17 protein-coding genes and 1 tRNA gene are annotated in these 18,117 nt (G+C 74.4%); 10 read left to right on the top strand and 8 right to left on the bottom strand.

Annotated features, from left to right (window positions below):
* The first annotated feature begins 21 nt into the window (after positions 1 to 21).
* From ABD223_RS39545 to cydC, 5 genes are read left to right on the top strand one after another with little or no spacing between them, the layout of a single operon-like run.
* Complete coding sequence (locus ABD223_RS39545) at positions 22 to 1,557, top strand: ABC transporter substrate-binding protein (RefSeq protein WP_344042742.1); 1,536 nt, start codon at positions 22 to 24, stop codon at positions 1,555 to 1,557.
* Positions 1,558 to 1,578: 21 nt separating this feature from the next.
* Positions 1,579 to 1,734: a type II toxin-antitoxin system CcdA family antitoxin gene (locus ABD223_RS39540; protein WP_344042741.1), complete on the top strand. Its 156-nt coding sequence runs from the start codon at positions 1,579 to 1,581 to the stop codon at positions 1,732 to 1,734.
* Positions 1,731 to 2,117, top strand: a complete 387-nt coding sequence (locus ABD223_RS39535; RefSeq protein WP_344042740.1) for a VOC family protein — start codon at positions 1,731 to 1,733, stop codon at positions 2,115 to 2,117. Before ABD223_RS39540 ends, ABD223_RS39535 begins: the two co-directional genes overlap by 4 nt.
* A 21-nt stretch (positions 2,118 to 2,138) precedes the next feature.
* The gene (locus ABD223_RS39530; protein ID WP_344042739.1) at positions 2,139 to 3,872 is read left to right on the top strand and encodes an ABC transporter ATP-binding protein/permease; all 1,734 of its coding nucleotides are present in this window, start codon (positions 2,139 to 2,141) and stop codon (positions 3,870 to 3,872) included.
* A 36-nt stretch (positions 3,873 to 3,908) separates the two neighbouring features.
* Positions 3,909 to 5,732, top strand: a complete 1,824-nt coding sequence (gene cydC, locus ABD223_RS39525) for a thiol reductant ABC exporter subunit CydC (RefSeq protein WP_344042738.1) — start codon at positions 3,909 to 3,911, stop codon at positions 5,730 to 5,732.
* Between the two features lie 205 nt (positions 5,733 to 5,937).
* Here cydC and ABD223_RS39520 read toward each other — a convergent pair whose 3' ends face one another.
* Entirely contained in the window at positions 5,938 to 6,654 is a 717-nt protein-coding gene (locus tag ABD223_RS39520) for a DJ-1/PfpI family protein (protein WP_344042737.1), read from the bottom strand.
* Positions 6,655 to 6,849: 195 nt separating this feature from the next.
* On the opposite strand from ABD223_RS39520, the gene ABD223_RS39515 reads away from it, so the two are divergent.
* Both ABD223_RS39515 and ABD223_RS39510 read left to right on the top strand, forming a co-directional pair.
* Complete coding sequence (locus ABD223_RS39515; protein WP_344042736.1) at positions 6,850 to 7,872, top strand: metal ABC transporter substrate-binding protein; 1,023 nt, start codon at positions 6,850 to 6,852, stop codon at positions 7,870 to 7,872.
* A gap of 80 nt (positions 7,873 to 7,952) precedes the next feature.
* Positions 7,953 to 8,684: a pentapeptide repeat-containing protein gene (locus ABD223_RS39510; RefSeq protein ID WP_344042735.1), complete on the top strand. Its 732-nt coding sequence runs from the start codon at positions 7,953 to 7,955 to the stop codon at positions 8,682 to 8,684.
* Between the two features lie 12 nt (positions 8,685 to 8,696).
* On the opposite strand, the gene ABD223_RS39505 is transcribed toward ABD223_RS39510, so the two are convergent.
* Entirely contained in the window at positions 8,697 to 9,239 is a 543-nt protein-coding gene (locus ABD223_RS39505) for a hypothetical protein (protein WP_344042734.1), read from the bottom strand.
* 284 nt (positions 9,240 to 9,523) lie between these two features.
* Between ABD223_RS39505 and ABD223_RS39500 the strand changes: the two genes are divergently transcribed.
* Positions 9,524 to 10,606: a GDSL-type esterase/lipase family protein gene (locus tag ABD223_RS39500; RefSeq protein ID WP_344042732.1), complete on the top strand. Its 1,083-nt coding sequence runs from the start codon at positions 9,524 to 9,526 to the stop codon at positions 10,604 to 10,606.
* Here ABD223_RS39500 and ABD223_RS39495 read toward each other — a convergent pair.
* Complete coding sequence (locus ABD223_RS39495; RefSeq protein WP_344042730.1) at positions 10,587 to 10,712, bottom strand: hypothetical protein; 126 nt, start codon at positions 10,710 to 10,712, stop codon at positions 10,587 to 10,589. The two genes, ABD223_RS39500 and ABD223_RS39495, sit on opposite strands and share 20 nt — an antisense overlap.
* On the opposite strand from ABD223_RS39495, the gene ABD223_RS39490 reads away from it, so the two are divergent.
* Both ABD223_RS39490 and ABD223_RS39485 read left to right on the top strand, forming a co-directional pair.
* Positions 10,688 to 10,758 (top strand) — tRNA-Glu (locus ABD223_RS39490). The two genes, ABD223_RS39495 and ABD223_RS39490, sit on opposite strands and share 25 nt — an antisense overlap.
* Before the next feature lie 2 nt (positions 10,759 to 10,760).
* A complete protein-coding gene (locus ABD223_RS39485) occupies positions 10,761 to 12,821 on the top strand; it encodes a hypothetical protein (protein WP_344042728.1) in 2,061 nt (686 codons plus the stop codon).
* Between the two features lie 58 nt (positions 12,822 to 12,879).
* On the opposite strand, the gene ABD223_RS39480 is transcribed toward ABD223_RS39485, so the two are convergent.
* The 5 genes from ABD223_RS39480 to ABD223_RS39460 are packed head-to-tail and all read right to left on the bottom strand — an operon-like array spanning position 12,880 to position 18,104.
* Positions 12,880 to 13,449 carry a GNAT family N-acetyltransferase gene (locus tag ABD223_RS39480; protein ID WP_344042726.1) on the bottom strand — a complete coding sequence of 190 codons (570 nt, stop codon included), beginning with the start codon at positions 13,447 to 13,449 and terminating at the stop codon, positions 12,880 to 12,882.
* Positions 13,446 to 14,864: an ABC transporter ATP-binding protein gene (locus ABD223_RS39475; protein ID WP_344042724.1), complete on the bottom strand. Its 1,419-nt coding sequence runs from the start codon at positions 14,862 to 14,864 to the stop codon at positions 13,446 to 13,448. Before ABD223_RS39475 ends, ABD223_RS39480 begins: the two co-directional genes overlap by 4 nt.
* The gene (locus ABD223_RS39470; protein WP_344042722.1) at positions 14,861 to 15,634 is read right to left on the bottom strand and encodes an ABC transporter permease; all 774 of its coding nucleotides are present in this window, start codon (positions 15,632 to 15,634) and stop codon (positions 14,861 to 14,863) included. Before ABD223_RS39470 ends, ABD223_RS39475 begins: the two co-directional genes overlap by 4 nt.
* The gene (locus ABD223_RS39465) at positions 15,631 to 16,575 is read right to left on the bottom strand and encodes an ABC transporter permease (RefSeq protein ID WP_344042720.1); all 945 of its coding nucleotides are present in this window, start codon (positions 16,573 to 16,575) and stop codon (positions 15,631 to 15,633) included. The genes ABD223_RS39470 and ABD223_RS39465 overlap by 4 nt, the downstream gene beginning before the upstream one ends.
* Positions 16,572 to 18,104, bottom strand: coding sequence for an ABC transporter substrate-binding protein (locus tag ABD223_RS39460; RefSeq protein ID WP_344042718.1), 1,533 nt, complete (start codon positions 18,102 to 18,104; stop codon positions 16,572 to 16,574). The genes ABD223_RS39465 and ABD223_RS39460 overlap by 4 nt, the downstream gene beginning before the upstream one ends.
* Between the last annotated feature and the right edge of the window lie 13 nt (positions 18,105 to 18,117).

Raw genomic sequence — 18,117 nt, 5'->3', positions numbered from 1 at the left:
TTTCCAGCTTTGGAGGGTGTGTTGTCGCGTCGTGCCCTGGCGGCCCCGCTCACGGTCGCGTTGTTGGCCGGTTGCGCGGCGGCCCCGCAGCAGACCACCGAACGGCCTCGGGCCTTGCGCGTCGCCGCGGCGGAGTCCGTGTGCAGCGTCCGGCCCGGCGGGTTCACGAACCTGTCGTCGGTGTCCTACGGGTTCGCGGAGTTATTGGTCAGGCCGAAGCCCGACGGTTCGCTGGAACCGTGGCTCGCCGAATCGTTCAGCCGTGACGGTGACACCACCTGGCGGTTCAAGCTCAGGTCGGGGGTGAAGTTCCACAACGGCCGGGACGTGGACGCCGCCGCCGTGGTCGCCGGGCTCAAGCGGCACGCGGCCAACTCGTTCGTCTCCGACGCGGTCACGGTGGGGCAGTTGGAGGTGGCGGGGCCGATGGAGTTCACCCTCACCACCACCGAGCCCGCCGCGACCGGGCCCAACGCGCTCGCGTCGATCTTCTCCTACCCCGTCTACGACGCGGAGGCCCTGGAGCAGGCGGGCGACGACGAGCGGAAGGTGGTGGAGGCCGGCGTCTACACCGGGCCGTACCGCCCGACCGCGATCGAGGGCGACCGGATCACCGCCCAGCGGCACGAGGGCTACTGGGGCGACCGCGCGCCGTACGAGGAGTACGAGCTGCGGTGCGTCGCCGACGCGCAGGCCAGGTTGGGCGCGGTGCGCGCGGGCGAGGTTGACCTCGCGTTCGGGCCGCCGACCGGCGTCGCGGACGTCGTCCGCGGCGACGACCGGCTGCGCCACGTGCGCGCGGAGGTCGCCACCGAGGCGGCGTGCCTCCAGCTCAACCTGAACCGGGCGCCCTTCGACCAGGTCGAGGTGCGCCGGGCCTTCCTCCTGGCCGTCGACTACGACCAGCTCGCGGCGGACCTGCCCGACGGGCTGGCCGAGCGCGCCGAGGGCCTGTACCCCCGGAGCGTGCCGTGGCACCAGTCCCTCCAGCGCACCGACGCGGACGAGGCCGGGCGGCTGCTGGACGCGGCGGGCTGGCAGGCGGGCCCGGACGGCGTCCGGGTCCGCGGCGGTGCGCCGCTGAAGATCACCTACCTGTGGTCGGAGGACCCCACCTACGAGCGGATCGGCCTGCTGCTGCGCGACCAGCTGCGCCCGGTCGGCTTCGACGTGGAGCTGCGGCAGGTCGAGGCGCACTACGACAACACCGACTGGCCGCAGGAGTGGAACCTCAACGTCAACCCGCTGCGCATGGAAGGCCTGGGCAACGACCCGGGTCAGGTCCTGCTGAACTGGTTCGGCGCCGGCGGGCAGAACTTCGGCGGTGTCCAGGACGCCGAGCTGAACGCGCTCGTCGACCGGCTGGGCGCCGCGGCCACGCCCGGTGACCGCGACGACCTGCTGCGGCAGGCCGAGCGCCTGGCGGTCGAGCGCGGGTACGCCTCGGTGCTCGTCTTCCGCGCGAACGACGCGGTGGCGGGGCCCGGTTTCCACACCTACCGACCGGACCCGAAGCTCCTCGCGATCGACGCGCGCAACCCCTCGCACGGAAGCTAGCATGCTAGTAGCCTAGTAACCGTGACCGAGAGGCAGCAGTTCAACGTGTACCTGCCCAAGGACCTCGTCCGAGAGGCGAAGCACGCGGCGGTCGACACCAGGCAGACCTTGTCCGGCCTGGTGGAGACCGCGTTGCGAGAGTACCTGGGCCGGCTCGACGCCGAGGGCGCGCGATGATCCTGATGCCCGTGGTCTACGTGTCCGACGTGGACGCGTCGGTGGCCTTCTACGCCGCGCTGGGCTTCGTCGAGCGCAACCGCAGCCGCAGCGGCGCCTGGGTGGAGCTGGACGGCCCCGGCGGGCGCCTGGGCCTGCACGAGTCGCGGGCGCGCAGGGCGCCCGCGCTGCCCGAGGCGGACGAGCCCGTGGGGCCGGGGGTGGTGATGCTCGGCTTCGTCACCACCGAGCCCCTGGAGAAGCTCGTCGAGGCGGTCGCCCAGGCGGGCCACGAACCGGTGCGGGGCATCGCCGACGAGTCGTTCGGCCGGTCCGTGGTGCTCGCGGACCCGGACGGCGCGCACATCCAGGTCAACGAGCACGACGAAGAGCTCTACACCTGACACGGCCGGGGGGAAGCCGCCATGATGCTCCACCGCGCACTGCTCGCGCTCGCCGGTGACATCCGGGGTCACCTGGGCGTCAACGTCGGGCTGGGCCTGCTGATCACCCTGGCCAACGTCGGCCAGGGCCTGCTGACCGCCCTGGTCTTCGCCAGGCTGCTGACCGGCGCGGACCTCGCCGGCGTGCAGTGGCCCCTGGTCGGCCTGGCCGCGGTCGTGCTGCTGCGCGCCGGGCTGGTGATCGCCGCCGAGATCGCGGCGCAGCGCACCGCGCACGCGGTGAAGCTGCGCATCCGGAGCAGGCTGTTCACCAAGCTCCTCGCGCTGGGTCCGGGCTACCTGACCGACCGGCGCAGCGGCGACGTGCAGTCCACCCTGGTGGACGGCGTCGAATCGCTGGAGACCTACTACAGCCGCTACCTGCCCACGGTGGCGGTGTGCCTGCTGGGTCCCGCGGGCATCCTCGTCTACCTGGCCGCGCGCGACCCGCTGTCGGCCGTGGTCATCGCGCTGTGCGTGCTCGTCGTGCTGGTGCTGCCACGGCTGTGGGACCGCACGCTGGGCAAGGCCGGCGCGGAGCACTGGGGCACCTTCGGCAGGCTCAACGCCGACTACATCGACGCCATGCAGGGCATGACCGCGCTGAAGAGCTTCAACGCGGTCGAACGGGAGCGCACCACCCTCGGCGCCCGCGCGAACCAGCTGTACAAGGCGTCGATGCGGCACCTGGGCCTGTCGCTGTTCGACAGCGGCATCACCACCTTCGGCCTGCTGGCGGGTCCGGCGCTGGCCATCGCGCTCGGCGTGCTGCGCTTCGCCTCCGGCTCCCTGGACCTGTTCACCCTGCTGGTCCTGCTGCTGCTCAGCCGCGAGTGCTTCCGCCCGCTGGGCGACCTGTCGAAGTACTGGCACGCGGGCTACCTCGGCGTCGCCGCGGCCAAGAAGATCGACGAGCTGCTCACCGCGCCGCCGCTGATCGGCGACCGCCCCGACGGCCCCGCCGTGGACGCGCGGTCGCTGCGCCCGGTGGTGGCCTTCGAGGGCGTCTCGTTCACCTACCCGGGCCGCGACGTGCCCGCCGTCCAGGACATCGACTTCACCGTCGAGCCGGGGCACACGGTCGCCGTCGTCGGCGAGTCCGGGTCGGGCAAGAGCACGCTGGTGGGCCTGCTGATGCGCTACTTCGACCCCTCGCACGGCCGCATCACCGTCGACGGCCACGACATCCGCGCCCTGCCCGTGGAGGACCTGCGGTCGCTGATCGCGGTCGTGTCCCAGGACACCTACCTGTTCACCGGCACGGTGGCGGACAACATCAGGCTGGGCAAGCCGGACGCCACCGACGAGGAGGTGCGGGCCGCCGCGCTGGCCGCCAACGCCGCCGAGTTCATCGAGGAGCTGCCCGGCGGCTACGACACGGAGCTGGGCGAGCGGGCGCTGACCCTGTCCGGCGGCCAGCGCCAGCGCATCGCCATCGCGCGGGCGCTGCTCAAGGACGCGCCGATCCTCGTGCTGGACGAGGCCACGTCGAGCGTGGACTCCGTGAGCGAGGCGGCGATCCAGCAGGCGCTGGGCCGGGCGGCCCGGGGGCGCACGACGCTCGTCGTCGCGCACCGGCTGTCCACCGTGCGCGACGCCGAGCAGATCATCCTGCTGGGCGACAGCCGCATCCGCGAGGTGGGCGTGCACGACGACCTGATGCGCCGCCGGGGCGATTACGCCCGCCTGGTCGCCGCGCAGAGCGCCGACAACTGACCGGGACGAGCCCCGAACCGTGGAGTGGAGCGAGTGATGACCCTGACCGCGGCACCGGACTCGGCGGCCGACGCCGCCGACCGGCCCCCCGTCGACGAGGCGACACCGTCCCGGCCCATCGCCGCGCTGGTCCCGCTGGTCGGCGGCCACCTCGGCACGTTCGCCTGGACCGTGCTGTCCGGGCTGGTCTACCACGTGACCGTGGTGGGCGCGGCGGTGATCGGGGCGTGGCTGGTCGGCAGCGCCGTCACCGGCGCGCCCGCCGAGGAGCTGCGCGCGCTGCTGCCCTGGCTGCTCGGGTTCGTGATCGTGGCCGCCCTGGCGCGGTGGTGGCAGATGTGGGTGGCGCACGACCTGGCCTACCAGCTGCTCGCCGACCTCCGGGTGCGGCTGTTCGACGGCCTGGAGCGCCGCGCGCCCCGCTACCTGCTCGGCCGCCGGACCGGCGACCTGGCCACCACGGTGATGTCCGACGTCGAGACCATCGAGTGGTTCTACGCCCACACGATCGCCGACTACCTGGTCACCGTGGTTGTCTCGGGCGGCGCGGTGGTGGCGATCGCCTTCGTCGACCCGTGGCTGGCCCTGGCGCTGCTGCTGTTCCTGCTCCTGCTGGCCACCGTGCCGGTGTGGCTGGCCCGCCGCGCCGACGCGCAGGGCTCGCAGCTGCGCGGCGAGCTGGGCGCGCTGGGCGCCGAGGTGATCGACGGCGTGCAGGGCCTGCGCGAGCTGGTCGCGTTCGGCCGCGGCGAGGACTACCTCGAACGCCTGCGGCGCCGGACCAGGGAGCTCCAGTCCCGGCAGATGGCCTACGCGCGCCGCTCCAGCGTCGAGGCCGTCGCCTCCGACGCCCTCACCGCCGCCGGGATCACCGTCGTGCTGGTCATCTCGGCGGTCCTGGTGACCGGTGGCTCGCTCGACCGGGCGATGCTGCCGGTCGCGGTGGTGCTCGCCGCGAGCGCGTTCGGCCCGGTGATCGAGGTGTCGGGCACCGCGCGCAGCCTGGGCCAGATCCGGGCGAGCGCCCGCCGCGTGTTCACCGTCGCCCGCCAGCGGGCGCACGTGGTCGACCGCACGACCGAGGCGCCGCCGGCACCCGAGCCGCGGGTCGTGTTCGACGACGTGCGCTTCCGCTACGAGGCCGAGCGCGGCTACGCCCTCGACGGCGCGTCGTTCACCGTCGAGCGGGGCGAGACCGTCGCGCTGGTCGGGCACTCCGGCGCGGGCAAGTCGACCTGCGCCAACCTGCTGCTGCGGTTCTGGGACGTGGACGAAGGCGCGATCACCATCGGCGGGCACGACCTGCGGGACGTGCCGCAGCGCGCGGTCCGCGACCTGGTCTCGGTGGTGCCGCAGCACGTCTACCTGTTCAACCGCTCCATCCTGGACAACCTCAGGCTCGGCAACCCGGACGCGCCCGACGAGGCGGTGTTCGAGGCCGCCCGCCAGGCCAGGGCGCACGACTTCATCACGGCCCTGCCCGACGGCTACGACACCATGGCCGGCGAACAGGCGATCCAGCTGTCCGGCGGCCAGCGGCAGCGCATCGCGATCGCGCGGGCCCTGCTGCGCGACAGCCCGATCCTGGTGCTCGACGAGGCGGTGTCCAACCTGGACGGCGCGAACGAGGAGGCGTTGCAGTCGGCCATCCGGATGGCCCGCGAGGGCCGCACCACGCTGCTCATCGCGCACCGCCTGTCCACCATCCGCACCGCGGACCGGATCGTCGTGCTGCGCGACGGCCGGGCCGTGGAGACGGGGACCCACGCGCAGCTGATCAACGCGGGCGGCGAGTACGCGCGGCTGCTCGCCGGGCAGACCTCGGACCTGATCGACCACCGCGGCGACCACGAGGGCTGACGGGTCCGCGGCGCGGTGGCCCTGGTGGTCGCCGCGCCCGCACCGGCGGCGCGATGCCGCCCGCCGCCGGTGCCCGCCGCCCGGGACCCGTCCCGGGCGGCGAACGGGGAGCCGCTCCGGCCGGGACGGCTCCCCGTTCGCCCGGTGCCGCGGGTCGGGCGCGCCAGGCGGTGCCGTGGTCAGGCGCGCCGGACCGCGGCACGGGTCAGGCGCGCCAGACCGTGCCGCGCCGCTCGTACTCCAGGATGGTTTCCACGCGGTTGGCCAGTTGCGCGCCGAGGAAGCGCTCCACCAGCCACAGCGCGACGTCGAGGCCGGAGGTCACGCCGCCGCCGGTGACCAGGTCGCCGTCGTCGACGACCCGGGCGTTGACGACGGTGGCGCCCTGGGTGGCCAGGTCGGCTCGGGCGTTGGTGTGGGTGGTGGCGTTGCGGCCCCTGGTGAGCCCGGCGGCGGACAGCACCATGACGCCGGTGCAGATGCCGACGTGCAGCAGGTCGGTGCCCGCCAGGCGGCGCAGGAAGCCCTGGTCGGCCATCAGCCTGCGGACACCGGGCCCGGTCTGGTTGGCGTAGCCGCCGCCGGGCACCACCAGCACGTCCGCCTCGCGCGGCGACCAGCCCTGGGCCACCTCGACCCGCGTGCCGAAGTTGCAGGTGACCGCGCCCGGACGGCCGGTGGTGACCAGCGTCGTGGTCACCGCGCCGCCACTGGCCCGCCCCGCCAGCCCGAGCACCTCCACCGGGGCGACCCAGTCCTGCTCCTCCACCCCGTCGAACAGCAGCACCTGCACCCGCAGCGGGTCCGCCGCCGATGCCGCCGGCGCACCGGCCGCCGCCGACGCCGCCGGCGCACCGGCCGCCACGGCCCCCAGCCCACCCGCCGACAACGCCGAAGCACGCAGGAAAGTACGACGCTCCACGATGACCTCCGCAGCTCTCCGTTTCCGAAGAGGTCGGCCGGCGCGTCGCCGAAGTTCCTGCGCCCGGTCGAAGTTCCCCTTCGCGCGGGCGGGTTCCACCGCGTTACTGGAGATGATTATCGATTTCGGATAGGCTCGACCCCTGACAGGACCCGCGTGAGTGGGCACGCCGGGTCCCCGGGAGGGTGAAGCCCCGTGTCCCGAAGACATCGCCGGCGCCTGACGGCGCTCCTCGTCGCCGCCCTCGCCATGACGGGCGCGGCCTGCACGGACGAGGGCGAACCGGAGCGGCAGTCGCAGCGGCTCGACGTCGTCGTGAACATCTTCCCGCTGCGCTGGCTGGCCGAGCAGATCGGCGGTGACCTGGTCGACGTGCGGATGATCGAGGCCGACCCGCACGAGGAGGAGCTGTCCCAGGCGGACCGGGACCTGATCGGCAGGGCCGATGCGAACCTGTTCGCCCTCAACCTGTCGAAGGACCTGCACGACGCGTTGGACGCGTGGCGCACCGGCAACCCGGAGCGGAAGCAGGGCGACCCCGCCGTGTACGACATCTCCTCGCTGTCGGCGCTCGACCTGAGGAAGGGGCCGCCCGACCTGGAGGACGACCTGATCAACGGCGAGCTGGACCCGCACTTCTGGACCGACCCCCGGGACCGGATCCGGATCGCCGCCGAGTGGGTCAAGAACCAGCTGGTCTCCGCCGTGGCCTTCGACGACGCCCTGAAGCAGGACGCGGAGGAGCACCGGAAGCACCTCGTCAACCGGATGACCGAGGTGGTGAACAGGCTCGCGGCCCTGGACGAGGAGTTGAAGGTGATCCTCCGGAAGTGCGCCGGGAAGGACAGGGTCATCGTGCCCGAGCACCCGGCGTTCGGGTACTTCGCCGAGACCTACGGGTTGAGGCAGCTGCCCGTGACCAGGATGCTCAAGGGCGAGCTGGGCCCGTTGGAGTTGCAGGAGCAGAAGGAAGAACTCGCCACCCTGTTCAAGGGCGACCTGAAGCCGGCGTTCTTCTACGCGATCGACGCGGAACAGCTCGAATCCAGCCGCGAGCAGCTGACGAACCTCGCGACGGAGCACTTCGCGACGCCCGGCAGCCTCGACTCGCTCGAACGGGAACCCGCGGTGCTGAAGAGCGACGGCACGACCATGGACTACATCGAGGGGATGCGGTGGAACGCCCGCAACGTCGCAGAGGAACTCGGGTGCGCCTGATCCCGGTGAGCCGCTGCCGCGGGTCCGCGCCGGCGGGTCGGCGCGCGGGGCGCACCACGGGTCCGGTCGGGAGTTGAACCTTGTCCACTGTTGCCATCGGCGCCCTCGTCGTGATCGTCGTCGGAGCGCTCGCCGTCGTCCTCGCCCCCCGGTACTCGCGGAGGCGGCTGCGCGACCGGGCGAATCCGCCGGCGAGCGCCCACGAGGAGTTCACCGCGACGACCGAGCTGCGCCGGCTCGTGGTGGAGGCCACCGCCGCCGTGCTCCTCCTGGTCGGCTCGTGGGTCGCGCTCAGCGAGTACCAGACGACGAAGGAGCGCCAGGACAGCGAGAGGTTCGCGCAGGCCATCGAACTGCTGGGCGGGGAGGACGCCACCGTCCGGATCGGCGCGGTCTACTCGCTGGAGAGCGTGGCGAGGTCCGACGACCTCTACTACCCCGTCATGGACGACATGCTGACCGCCATGATCCGCTCCAAGTTCCCCTACGGGGGCTCGACCGCGGCCCGACCCCCCGGCGCGTTCGCGGACCCGGTGGTGCAGGCGGCGGTCCGGGTGCTGGGCCGCGCCCCGGACCGGAGCGGCCGGAAGCTCGACCTCAGCCGGTCGGACCTGCACCACGTCGACTTCCTCGGCGGCGACTTCCGCGGCGCGCTGTTCGTCGACTCCAACCTGGCCGGGGCGACAGGGGCGGACGCGAACTTCGAGGGCGCCGACTTCACCGGCGCCGCGGTCGGCCGGGCGCTCTGCCGAGCCCGGCTGGGCGACAACCCGGGGCTGCCGCCGAACCTCGCCGACCAGCCCTGCCCGTGACCCGGACCGGCCTCACCCCCGCTGCGATCCGGCCTCATCGGTGACCACCCGGTAGCGCCGGACATCACTGGCCCCGAAGCCGGGGAACGACCGCACGCGCCGCCACGCCTCACCGGTCCCCACCGAGCCGTCGCCGGCCGCCAGGGCGTCCCGGTGAGCCCGCGCGGTCTCCCACTCCGCGTAGTTCAGCACCCGCGTGCCGTCGAGCGACACGTGGAAGCGCGCCGAGACGCCACCGGGGGCGCTGTTCCCGGCCAGCGCCTCGAACACCAGGTCCACCCACCGCTCGGCGACGCCCGGCCGGTCGAACCGGACCTCCACCAGCACCACGCACCCCACCTCCCGGTCGCTGCCCAGGCCGCCGGAGCGGTAGCGGCGGTAGGCCACCGCGCCGGGGAGGTCCACGGGGGCGGCCCACTGCGCCAGGGTGACCGCGTGCCCGTCCTCCACGCCCTCCAGCCGGCGCAGGTCCAGCAGGCCGTCCGGGCGAGGTTCGAAGGGCGCGCGGTCGTGGTGCAGGGTGATCACTCGGGCATCGTCACGGTCGAGGTCCATGCCCACGACGCTAGGTCCGCGCGCGGCGGGCCCGAATCAGTCGGGTGACCGGTCTCCGCCCGGGAGGCCGGTCGACCGCCCGTTCCCTCGCCCGGGGGGACGCCCTGCGCCGGGAGGCGCAACGGCGAGACGGGCACTTCGAAAGGAACGTTGATTTCGTCGAAACTTTCCGTAGGCTTCGGATCGGCCTCGACCAGACGGGGAACCAGCCCCTGCGGTCCACAGAGGACGACTTCGGCGCTGCCGCCGTGCCGGACCAGACCGACAGCAGGGAAGGAACGACCATGGCCGGTAGAACCAGGTTGTCCGCCGCCGTCGCCGCGCTCACGGCCGCGGCGGCGCTCGTCGCGACGCCCGCGATCAACGCCGCGCAGGCAGGCCCCGGCCTCGCGCCCGCGGCGGCGGTCAGGGTCATGCCGCTGGGCGACTCGATCACGGACGGCTTCAACGTGCCCGGCGGCTACCGCGTCGACCTGTGGCAGAAGTTCACCGCCGGCGGCTACGCCGTCGACTTCGTGGGTTCGGGCGCCAACGGCCCGAGCAGCCTGGGCGACCGCGACCACGAGGGCCACTCGGGGTGGACCATCGCCCAGGTCGACGGCAACGTCGTCAACTGGCTGCGCACCTACACCCCGCGGACGATCCTGCTGCACATCGGCACCAACGACATGTACGGCGGCGACCCGGGCGGCGCGCCGCGGCGGCTGTCGGCGCTGATCGACAAGATCACCGCCCAGGCCCCGGACGCGCACCTGTTCGTCGCCACCATCGTCCCGCTGTCCTCCGGCGACCAGACCGTGCGCGCCTTCAACGCCACCATCCCGGGCATCGTGCAGAACAACGCCAACGCGGGCAAGAAGGTGCACCTGGTCGACATGTACCGGGCGCTGACCACCGCCGACCTGGCCGACGGCGTGCACCCCAACGCCGGTGGCTACAGCAAGATGGCCACCACCTGGTTCAACGCCCTGCGGTCGGTCCCGGGCAGCATCAGCGACGACACCACCACCACGACGACAACACCCACGACCACGACCACCACGACCACGACCACCACCACGCCGCCTCCCGGCGCGTGCACGGCCACGCACCGCACGGTCAACTCCTGGCAGGGCGGCTTCCAGGCCGAGGTCACCGTGACGGCCGGCGCGACGTCGATCCCCGGTTGGGTCGTCACCTGGACCCCGGCCTCGGGGCAGACCGTCACCCAGGTCTGGGGCGGCGTGTCCACCGGCGCCGGGACCACGGCCTCGGTGCGCAACGCCGACTGGAACGGCCGCCTGGCGCCGAGCGCCTCGGCGACGTTCGGCTACCTCGCCGCCGGCAGCGGCTCGGCCACACCGATCCTCACCTGCGCGAGCCGCTGACCACGAGGAACGCGATCGGGATATCGGCGGACACCGTTCCCGGCATGACGTAGGGTTCGCTCGCGGTGCGCGCCACCGCGACGGCGTGTAGCTCAGCGAAGAGCACCAGGCTCTCACCCTGGAGGGCGCGGGGTCGCATCCCGCCACGCCGGCGATGAGCGAGGACATCCGGGGCGGCTACGCCGTCGAGCAGTGGGCACGCGCTTTCGTGACGGCGTTGACGCACGAGGACGAGGCCACGCGCCGGCGTGCGGACGAACGCGTCCGCCGCTGGCGCGACGTGGTGCGCGGGATCGCCGGCGGGAGCCTGACCCCGGGCTCCCGCGCGCCGGTCGCCGGGTTGCCGGCGTGGGTCACGCCGGTGGTCGTGCACGGCGGCTTCGCCACGGGGGAGGCCGCCGCGGGCGGCCCGCTGCGGGCGCACGAACTCGCCGTGTGCGAGCGGTTCGGCCTGCCCGAGCGGCGGCGCGCGCTCATGGCGCACCACCTCGCCGGGGACGGCCTGGCGGAGCTGCTGCGGATGCTCGACACCGGCGAGTACCGGGTCGACCTGCCGGAGCACGCGGCGCTGCCGGTGCTCGCCTGGCTCCTGCGCGCCGGTGACGAGGACGCCGCCCGCGAGCTGTTCGCCGAGATCGCGCCGTTCGCCGACCGGCTCGGGTTCGCACCGGCCCCGGCCCCGCCCGCGGGCGACCCGGCCGTGGTGTGGCGCGGCACCGCGGGCCAGGCGGCCGCCGCGCTCGCCGCGCGCGAGCCGAACGGGCGGGTCGAGGCGATGCGCGAGGCGCTGGCCGTGTGGAACCCCTTCGCCGACGACCTGCTGCGGTGGTGGCTGGACGGCGATCTCGGCGAGTCGGCCGACGAGCCCTGGCACGAGCGCGGCGTCGCGCTGCTGGAGCGCTACCGGCTGCTGGCCGCGAACCACACCCGCTGCGCGAAGCACCGCAGGCCCAAGGAGAACCTCGCCGTCCTGCGCCACGCGCTGGAGGAGGTCGTGGCCGGTCGCGAGCTGACGCCGAGGGCCCGGGGCCTGCTGCGGCACGCGGTCGCGTCGATGGTGCGCCGCCGCGGCGAGCCCGGCTCGGCCCGGCACGGCGAACTGCGGTCCCGGCAGGCGGCGCAGCTCGACGTGCCCGCGCACCACACCACCGCGCGGGAGGTGGTGCGCCGCCTGGCCTCCCTGCCGCCCGACCGGGGCGTGCCGGACGTGGCGGAGCTGTGCGCGCCGGTGGACGGCGTCCCGGTGCCGGCCGCGATCCGCCGCGTCGTCGCCCGCGCCCTGGCCGGCACGGTGGAGGAGCTGGTCGACGCGGGCGTGGTGCCCTCGGCCGAGGTGCTCGCCCGGCTCGTGCCGAGGATCGCGGCCACCACGACCGCCGCCGCCTACCCCGACGAGGCGCTGCGCACCCTGGTGGCGGCGACCTGCCTCGCCTTCCGCAACCGGCGGTCGCTGCTGCTGCTCGACCTCCGCCACCAGGTCCGGGTGGACGAGCTGCCGTGGGTGCGCGCCATCGCCCGGCACCGCGCCCGCGGCGAGGGCACCCGCCACGACGCGCTCGCCGCGCTGCGCAGGCTGGGCGAACTCGCCCTCGACGCGTTCCCCGGCACGACCCTGCCCAACACGCTGGTGCGCGAACTCGCCGAGCTGGGCCGGGAGGCCGAGGTCGACCTGCCGTGGGTCGAGCAGCTGGCCGCGGACATCTACGAGGGGCGCTTCTCCCCGAAGTTCTCCCGCGCCGCGGAACAGGCGGGCGACCACCTGCGCGGCAGCCTCTACGCGCGCCACTACGCCCTCCGCCAAGGCCCGGTCGGCGACCTCGACGCCCTGTGCCGGGGGCGATCGGGCGTGTCCGGGTGGTCGGTGGCGGGCAACCACGCGATCATCGAGCAGGCCCAGGTCCTCACCACGCACAACCTCGTCACGCTCGTCGCCCGCGTCGGGGTGCGCGGCGACTGGCCCGCGCTCGCCCGGCGCGCGTTCGACACCGCCGTCCGGTTCGCCGGCCGGGCGCCCACGAGCACGCGACCGCAGGCGACGGCGAAGCTCGCCCGCGACGCCTGGCGGCACACCGTGTTCTTCCTGTCCGAGGCCGGCTCGGCCGCGCCGCCGGCCTGGCTGCGCGACCACGACGGCCCGCTGGCCGACCAGGTCGGCGAACTGCTGCGGTGCTACGGCCCGGCACGGGCGAATCGCTCGGGCGAACCGGGGAGCTGACGGTCGCCACCACCTGGTGGGCCGACACCCGAGGGGTGTCCGGCCCACCGGACCGGTGTCAGCCCGACCGCACCGCCCCGGCGGGGACGGGGATCTCGAAGTGCACGGTCTGGTGGCGCTCCGGGTCGCCGTCCCGGGCGTCGCACACCTCGACCGCCACGGACCGCCAGAACGGCTCCGCGCCGGCCACCCGCGTGTCGGTGTGCAGGTAGATCCGCTCGTACCCCGGTGCCTCGGCGACGAACCGGACCGCGGCGTCCACCAGCGCCCGCGCCAACCCCCGCCGCCGGTGCGCGGGCCGCACGTACACGCGGAACAGCTGCGCGGTCGCCGCGCCGGAGTACCGCTCGGCGATCCACGCAGGGTGGGGCGGGCTGGCCGGTCCCTGCGCCCGCACGGCCGAGGTGCCCACGACCTCGTCGCCGTCGACGGCGACGAACAGCGCGTGCCGCTCGGGCTCCAGGTAGGTGCCCGCGAGGTCGACCACGTCGGCGTGCCACCGGGGCCGGTAGCCGTGGCCGAACTCGTGGTAGAAGGTGTCCAGCATGACGCTGCGGGCGCCGGGCAGGTCGGCGCTGGTCGCCGGCCTCACCTGGTAGCGGCCCACCGCCTGGCTGCGGTCGTTCACTGCATCCTCTCCTTCACCCCGTCCAGGGTCGTTGTCACCGGGCCGTGCGCGACGACCCGTCCCGCGCGCAGCACCACCACCCGGTCGGCGAGTCGGGCCACGGCGTCGAGGTCGTGGCTGATCAGCACGAGCGCGCACGGCACGCCCGCGAGCAGGTCGAGCAGCCCGGCGCGGGTCACCGCGTCCAGGCCCGAGGTGATCTCGTCGCACACGAGCACCTCCGGTTCGGCGAGCAGGGCGCGCACGAGGGCGGCCCGCTGGAGCTCGCCGCCGGACAGGCCGCGCGGCGGGCGCAGCACCGCGTGCTCGTCCAACCCGACGCGCCCCAGCGCGGCGAGCGCGTCGGCGCGGGCGTGCTCCGGCCGGGCGCCGCGCAGGCGCACCGCCGTCCTGGCCACCTGGTCCAGCACGGACCGGTGCTGGTCGAACGAGGCGCGCGCGTCCTGGAACACGTACTGCACGGCGGCCAGGTCGGCGCGCGGGCGGCGGCGCAGCGACCGGGCCAGCGGCCGGTCGCCGAGCAGCACCTCGCCGGTGGACCGCCGGTGCAGACCGGCGAGGCAGCGCCCCAGCGTGGTCTTGCCGCTGCCGGAGCGGCCGACGACGGCCAGGCGTTCGCCGACGTCGAGGTCCACGTCGCGCAGGACGGCCACGTCGCGGTGCCGGGCCGTCAGGCCGCGGACCCGCAGGCGGGGAGCCCGTTCGGGCACCTCGGCGGCGACCGGCGGCACGGCGTCGAGGAGCGCGCGGGTGTAGTCCTGGCGGGGGTCGGTCAGCAGCTCGTGCGCGGGCCCGGCCTCGACGACGCGCCCGTCCCGCAGCACCACGACCTCGTCGGCCAGCGCCCGCACCACCTCCACGTCGTGGGTGAGCAGCACGAGCGCCGTGCCGTGGGCGACGACGGCGGCCAGCTCCGCCACGACCTCGGCGCGGGTCAGCGCGTCCTGCCCGGTGGTCGGCTCGTCGGCCACCAGGACCGCCGGGTCGCCCACCAGGGCCTGCGCCAGCACGACGCGCTGCTGCTGGCCGCCGGAGAGCTGGTGGGGGTAGCGGCGCAGCAGGTCGGCGGACACCCGCGCCCGGCGCAGGGCCGTGGCGACCAGCTCGTCGGGGTCCCCCTCGTGCGACGCGGCGATCTCGCGGAACACCGCGCCCAGCCGGCGCACCGGGTTGAGCGCGGAGGAGGGCTGCTGCGGCACGAAACCCACCCGGCCGCGCACCTCCACCCGCCCGCTGACCGACACCCCGGCGGCGTGCTCGCCGAGCAGCGCCAGGCCGGTGGTGGTCTTGCCGCTGCCCGACGCGCCGACCAGCGCCAGCACCCGCCCGGCGGGCACCGCGAAGCCGACGCCGTCGACCAGCCGCTGCCCGCCCGCCTCGGCGCGCAGGTCCTCCACCCGCACCACCGGGTTCACGTCCGCACCTGCCTCAGCGCGCGGTCGAACACCAGGTTCACCCCGACGGACAGGCACACGATCAGCACCGCCGGCACCACCACGGCCCACGGCTGGAGGAACAGCCCGCCGCGGTTGCGGTCCACCATCACCGCCCAGTCGGCCGCGTCGGGCGGCACGCCGACGCCGAGGAAGCTCGCGGAGGCGACCAGGTACAGCGCGCCGGTCAGCCTCACCCCGAGGTCGGCGGCCAGCGTGCGCAGCACGGACCGGCCGGTGTAGACGACCGAGGTCCGCCACCACGACTCGCCCTGCATGCGCATCGCCTCCAGCGCCGGGCGCCCGGCGACCTCCAGGGCCGCGGCGCGCGCGACGCGGGCCACGTCGGGGAAGTTCACCAGCGCCACGACGGCGACGAGCACCGGCAGCCCGGGTCCGGTGATGGCGGCCACGAGGATGAGCACCAGCAGCGACGGCACGGCCAGCAGCAGGTCCAGCGGGCGCATCAGGACCTCGTCGACCAGCCGCGGTCGCGCCGTGGCCGCGAGGACCCCGTAGGGCACGCCGACGAGGTAGGAGGCGGCGGTGGCCAGCAGCGCCACCAGCACGACGGTCCGGCCGCCGGCGAGGACCTGGTGCCAGGTGTCGCGGCCGACGAAGTCGGTGCCCAGGAGGCCTCCCGGCACGAACGGCGCGTGCCGGGTCGCCTCCTCGGGCACGAACAGCGGCCCCAGCAGCGCCAGGGCCAGGGGCGCCGCGATCAGCAGGGCGCCGACGCCGACGCGCTTCACGCCGCCACCTCCGCTCGCGGCGACAGGCGGAACGCCACCAGGTCGGCCAGCAGGTTCACCACCACCGTGGTGACCGCGAAGACCACCGCGAGGCCCTGGACGACCGGCAGGTCGCGCCCCGCCACGGCGTCGACCAGGGTCGTGCCCAGGCCGGGGATGACGAACACCGCCTCCACCACGATGACACCGCCCAGCAGCCAGTCCGCGGTCCGCGCGACCTGCTGCACGGCCGGCGCCAGCGCGTTGGGCAGGGCGTGGGCCAGCCGCACGCGCCTCTCGCCGATGCCGAGGCGGCGGGCGTGCCGCACGTAGTCCGACGCGAGCGCGTCGACCATGCCCGCGCGCACCAGGCGGCTGATCGAGCAGATCGGTCGGGCGAGCAGCACCAGCAGCGGCAGCACCAGCGCCGCGGGCTCGGCGAGCAGGTCGACGCCGACCGCGGTGGGCGGCAGCCACCCCAGCTGGACGCCGAACACCGCGATCAGCACCACCGCCAGCGCGAACTCGGGGATGGCGTGCAGCCCCACGCTCACCGACGTGAGGACCCGGTCCAGGGCGCTGCCCTCGCGCAGCGCCGCCAGCACCCCGACCAGCACCGAGATCGGCAGCAGCAGCACCAGGGTGAGCACCGCCAGCACGGCTGTCGGGCCGACGCCGTCGAGCAGGAACTCCGCCACCGGCCGCCCCGAGACCAGCGACTCGCCGAGGTCCAGCCGCGCCAGGCCGGCCAGCCACTCGGCGAACCGCTCCGGCGCGGGCCGGTCCAAACCCATGGCCGCGCGGATCCGCTCGATGCGCCCCGGGTCGGGGTTGTCGCCGGCCAGCGCCACCGCGGCATCACCCGGCAGGGCCTGCACCAGCAGGAAGACACCGGTGACGACGGCGAGCACCTGGACCAGGCCCAGCGCCAGCCGCCGCCACGCGTAGGCGGCCAGGCTCACCCCAGCCACACCTTGTCGAACCGCGCCCAGTCCAGGGTGTTGGCGGGCGCGGTGGAGATGCCGCCCACGTTCGGGGTCGTCCCGACGATCCAGTCGGCGAAGCCCCACATCAGGTAGCCGCCCTCGGCGTGCAGGGAGCGCTGCATCTCGCGGTAGACCTCGCCGCGCAGCGCCGCGTCCGAGGTGGACACGGCCTTCTCGTACAGGGCGTCGAACTCCGGTCGGGCCCACTTGGTCACGTTGGTGCCGGAGCCGCTCAGCAGGCGCTGGGCGATGTGGGTCTCGATGGGCATGGCCCCGGAGCGGAAGCTGGACAGCGAACCGCCCTTCAGCGTGTCCGACCAGTAGCTGTCCTTGTTGCCGGTGACGACCTCGACGGTCAGCCCGGACCCCTTGGCCTGGTCGGCGAACACCGTGGCGGCCTCGACCATCCCGGCCGCCGCGGTGGAGGTGTCCAGCCGGACCCGCAGGCCCTCCGCGCCGGCCTTGCGGATGAGGGACTTCGCCCGGTCCAGGTCCCGCTCCCGCTGGGGGACGTCGGCGGCGTAGTGCTGGTAGTCCTTGCCGAACAGGTCGTTGCCGACCTGCCCGCTGCCCGCCAGCACCGACTCGACCAGCTGCGGCCGGTCGGCGAGCAGGAACATCGCCTCGCGCAGGTCGGGGTCGTAGAACGGCGGCCGGTCCACCTTCATCGCGAACGCCTGCACGGCGCTGTTGGGCGAGCGGTGGACGGTCATGCGGTCGCCGCCGGCGTGGCTGCGGGCGGTGGTGGGCGTCAGGTCGTGCGCGTACTCGACCTGGCCGCCCAGCAGCGCGTTGGTGCGCGCCGACTCCTCGTTGGCGATGACGAACTCCAGCTCGTCGAGCAGCGGCGCGCCCTCCCAGTAGTCGGGGTTGCGCTTGAGCAGCACGGACCTGCCGGGTTCGAACGACACGAAGCTGAACGGTCCCGAACCGACCGGTGCGGTGAAGTCCTCCGCGCCCTCGGGGACGACGTAGGCGCCGAACGCGGCCAGCGCGTTGGGGAACTCGACGAACGGGCGCCGGAGCGCGAACTCCACGGTGCGGTCGTCGACGGCGCGGCTGTTGGGCAGGTCGATCAGCGCCAGGCTCGACCTGGCGCGGAACGCGCGGTTCGGGTCGAGGATGCGGGCGTAGCTGGCGAGCACGTCCTGGGCGCGCACCGGTCTGCCGTCGTGGAACGCGGCCTGCCGCAGGGTGATCCGCCAGCGGGTCAGGTCGGCGCTCGACTCCCAGCGCTCGGCCAGGCGGGGCCGCGGCGACACGTCGCCGCCCAGGTCGGCGAGCTTGTCGAACACCGCCTTGGACCGCGCGGCCTCCACGAACAGGTTGGCCAGGTGCGGGTCGAGGACCTCCTTGGCGCCGCCGCCGGCGAACGCGGCGCGCAGCCTGCCGCCGGCGCGGGGCGCGGTGGGAGCGGTGGCGGCGGTGCCGCCGCCGCACCCGGCGAGGGCGGCGGCGGACAGACCCGCGGTGAGGCCGATGAAGCCGCGGCGGTTGAGGGACATGCTCATTCCTTTC

Source organism: Saccharothrix xinjiangensis, assembly GCF_039527585.1.
Lineage (GTDB): Bacteria > Actinomycetota > Actinomycetes > Mycobacteriales > Pseudonocardiaceae > Actinosynnema > Actinosynnema xinjiangensis.
Note: the sequence above shows the minus strand (reverse complement) of the source record. Positions and strands in the feature narration are given on the sequence as shown.

Coding starts and splice junctions, on each gene's coding strand:
- ABD223_RS39535 (WP_344042740.1), top strand. CDS start 1,731: ATGATCCTGATGCCCGTGGTCTACGTGTCCGACGTGGACGCGTCGGTG.
- ABD223_RS39530 (WP_344042739.1), top strand. CDS start 2,139: ATGATGCTCCACCGCGCACTGCTCGCGCTCGCCGGTGACATCCGGGGT.
- cydC (WP_344042738.1), top strand. CDS start 3,909: ATGACCCTGACCGCGGCACCGGACTCGGCGGCCGACGCCGCCGACCGG.
- ABD223_RS39505 (WP_344042734.1), bottom strand. CDS start 9,239: ATGGACCTCGACCGTGACGATGCCCGAGTGATCACCCTGCACCACGAC.
- ABD223_RS39500 (WP_344042732.1), top strand. CDS start 9,524: ATGGCCGGTAGAACCAGGTTGTCCGCCGCCGTCGCCGCGCTCACGGCC.
- ABD223_RS39485 (WP_344042728.1), top strand. CDS start 10,761: ATGAGCGAGGACATCCGGGGCGGCTACGCCGTCGAGCAGTGGGCACGC.
- ABD223_RS39460 (WP_344042718.1), bottom strand. CDS start 18,104: ATGTCCCTCAACCGCCGCGGCTTCATCGGCCTCACCGCGGGTCTGTCC.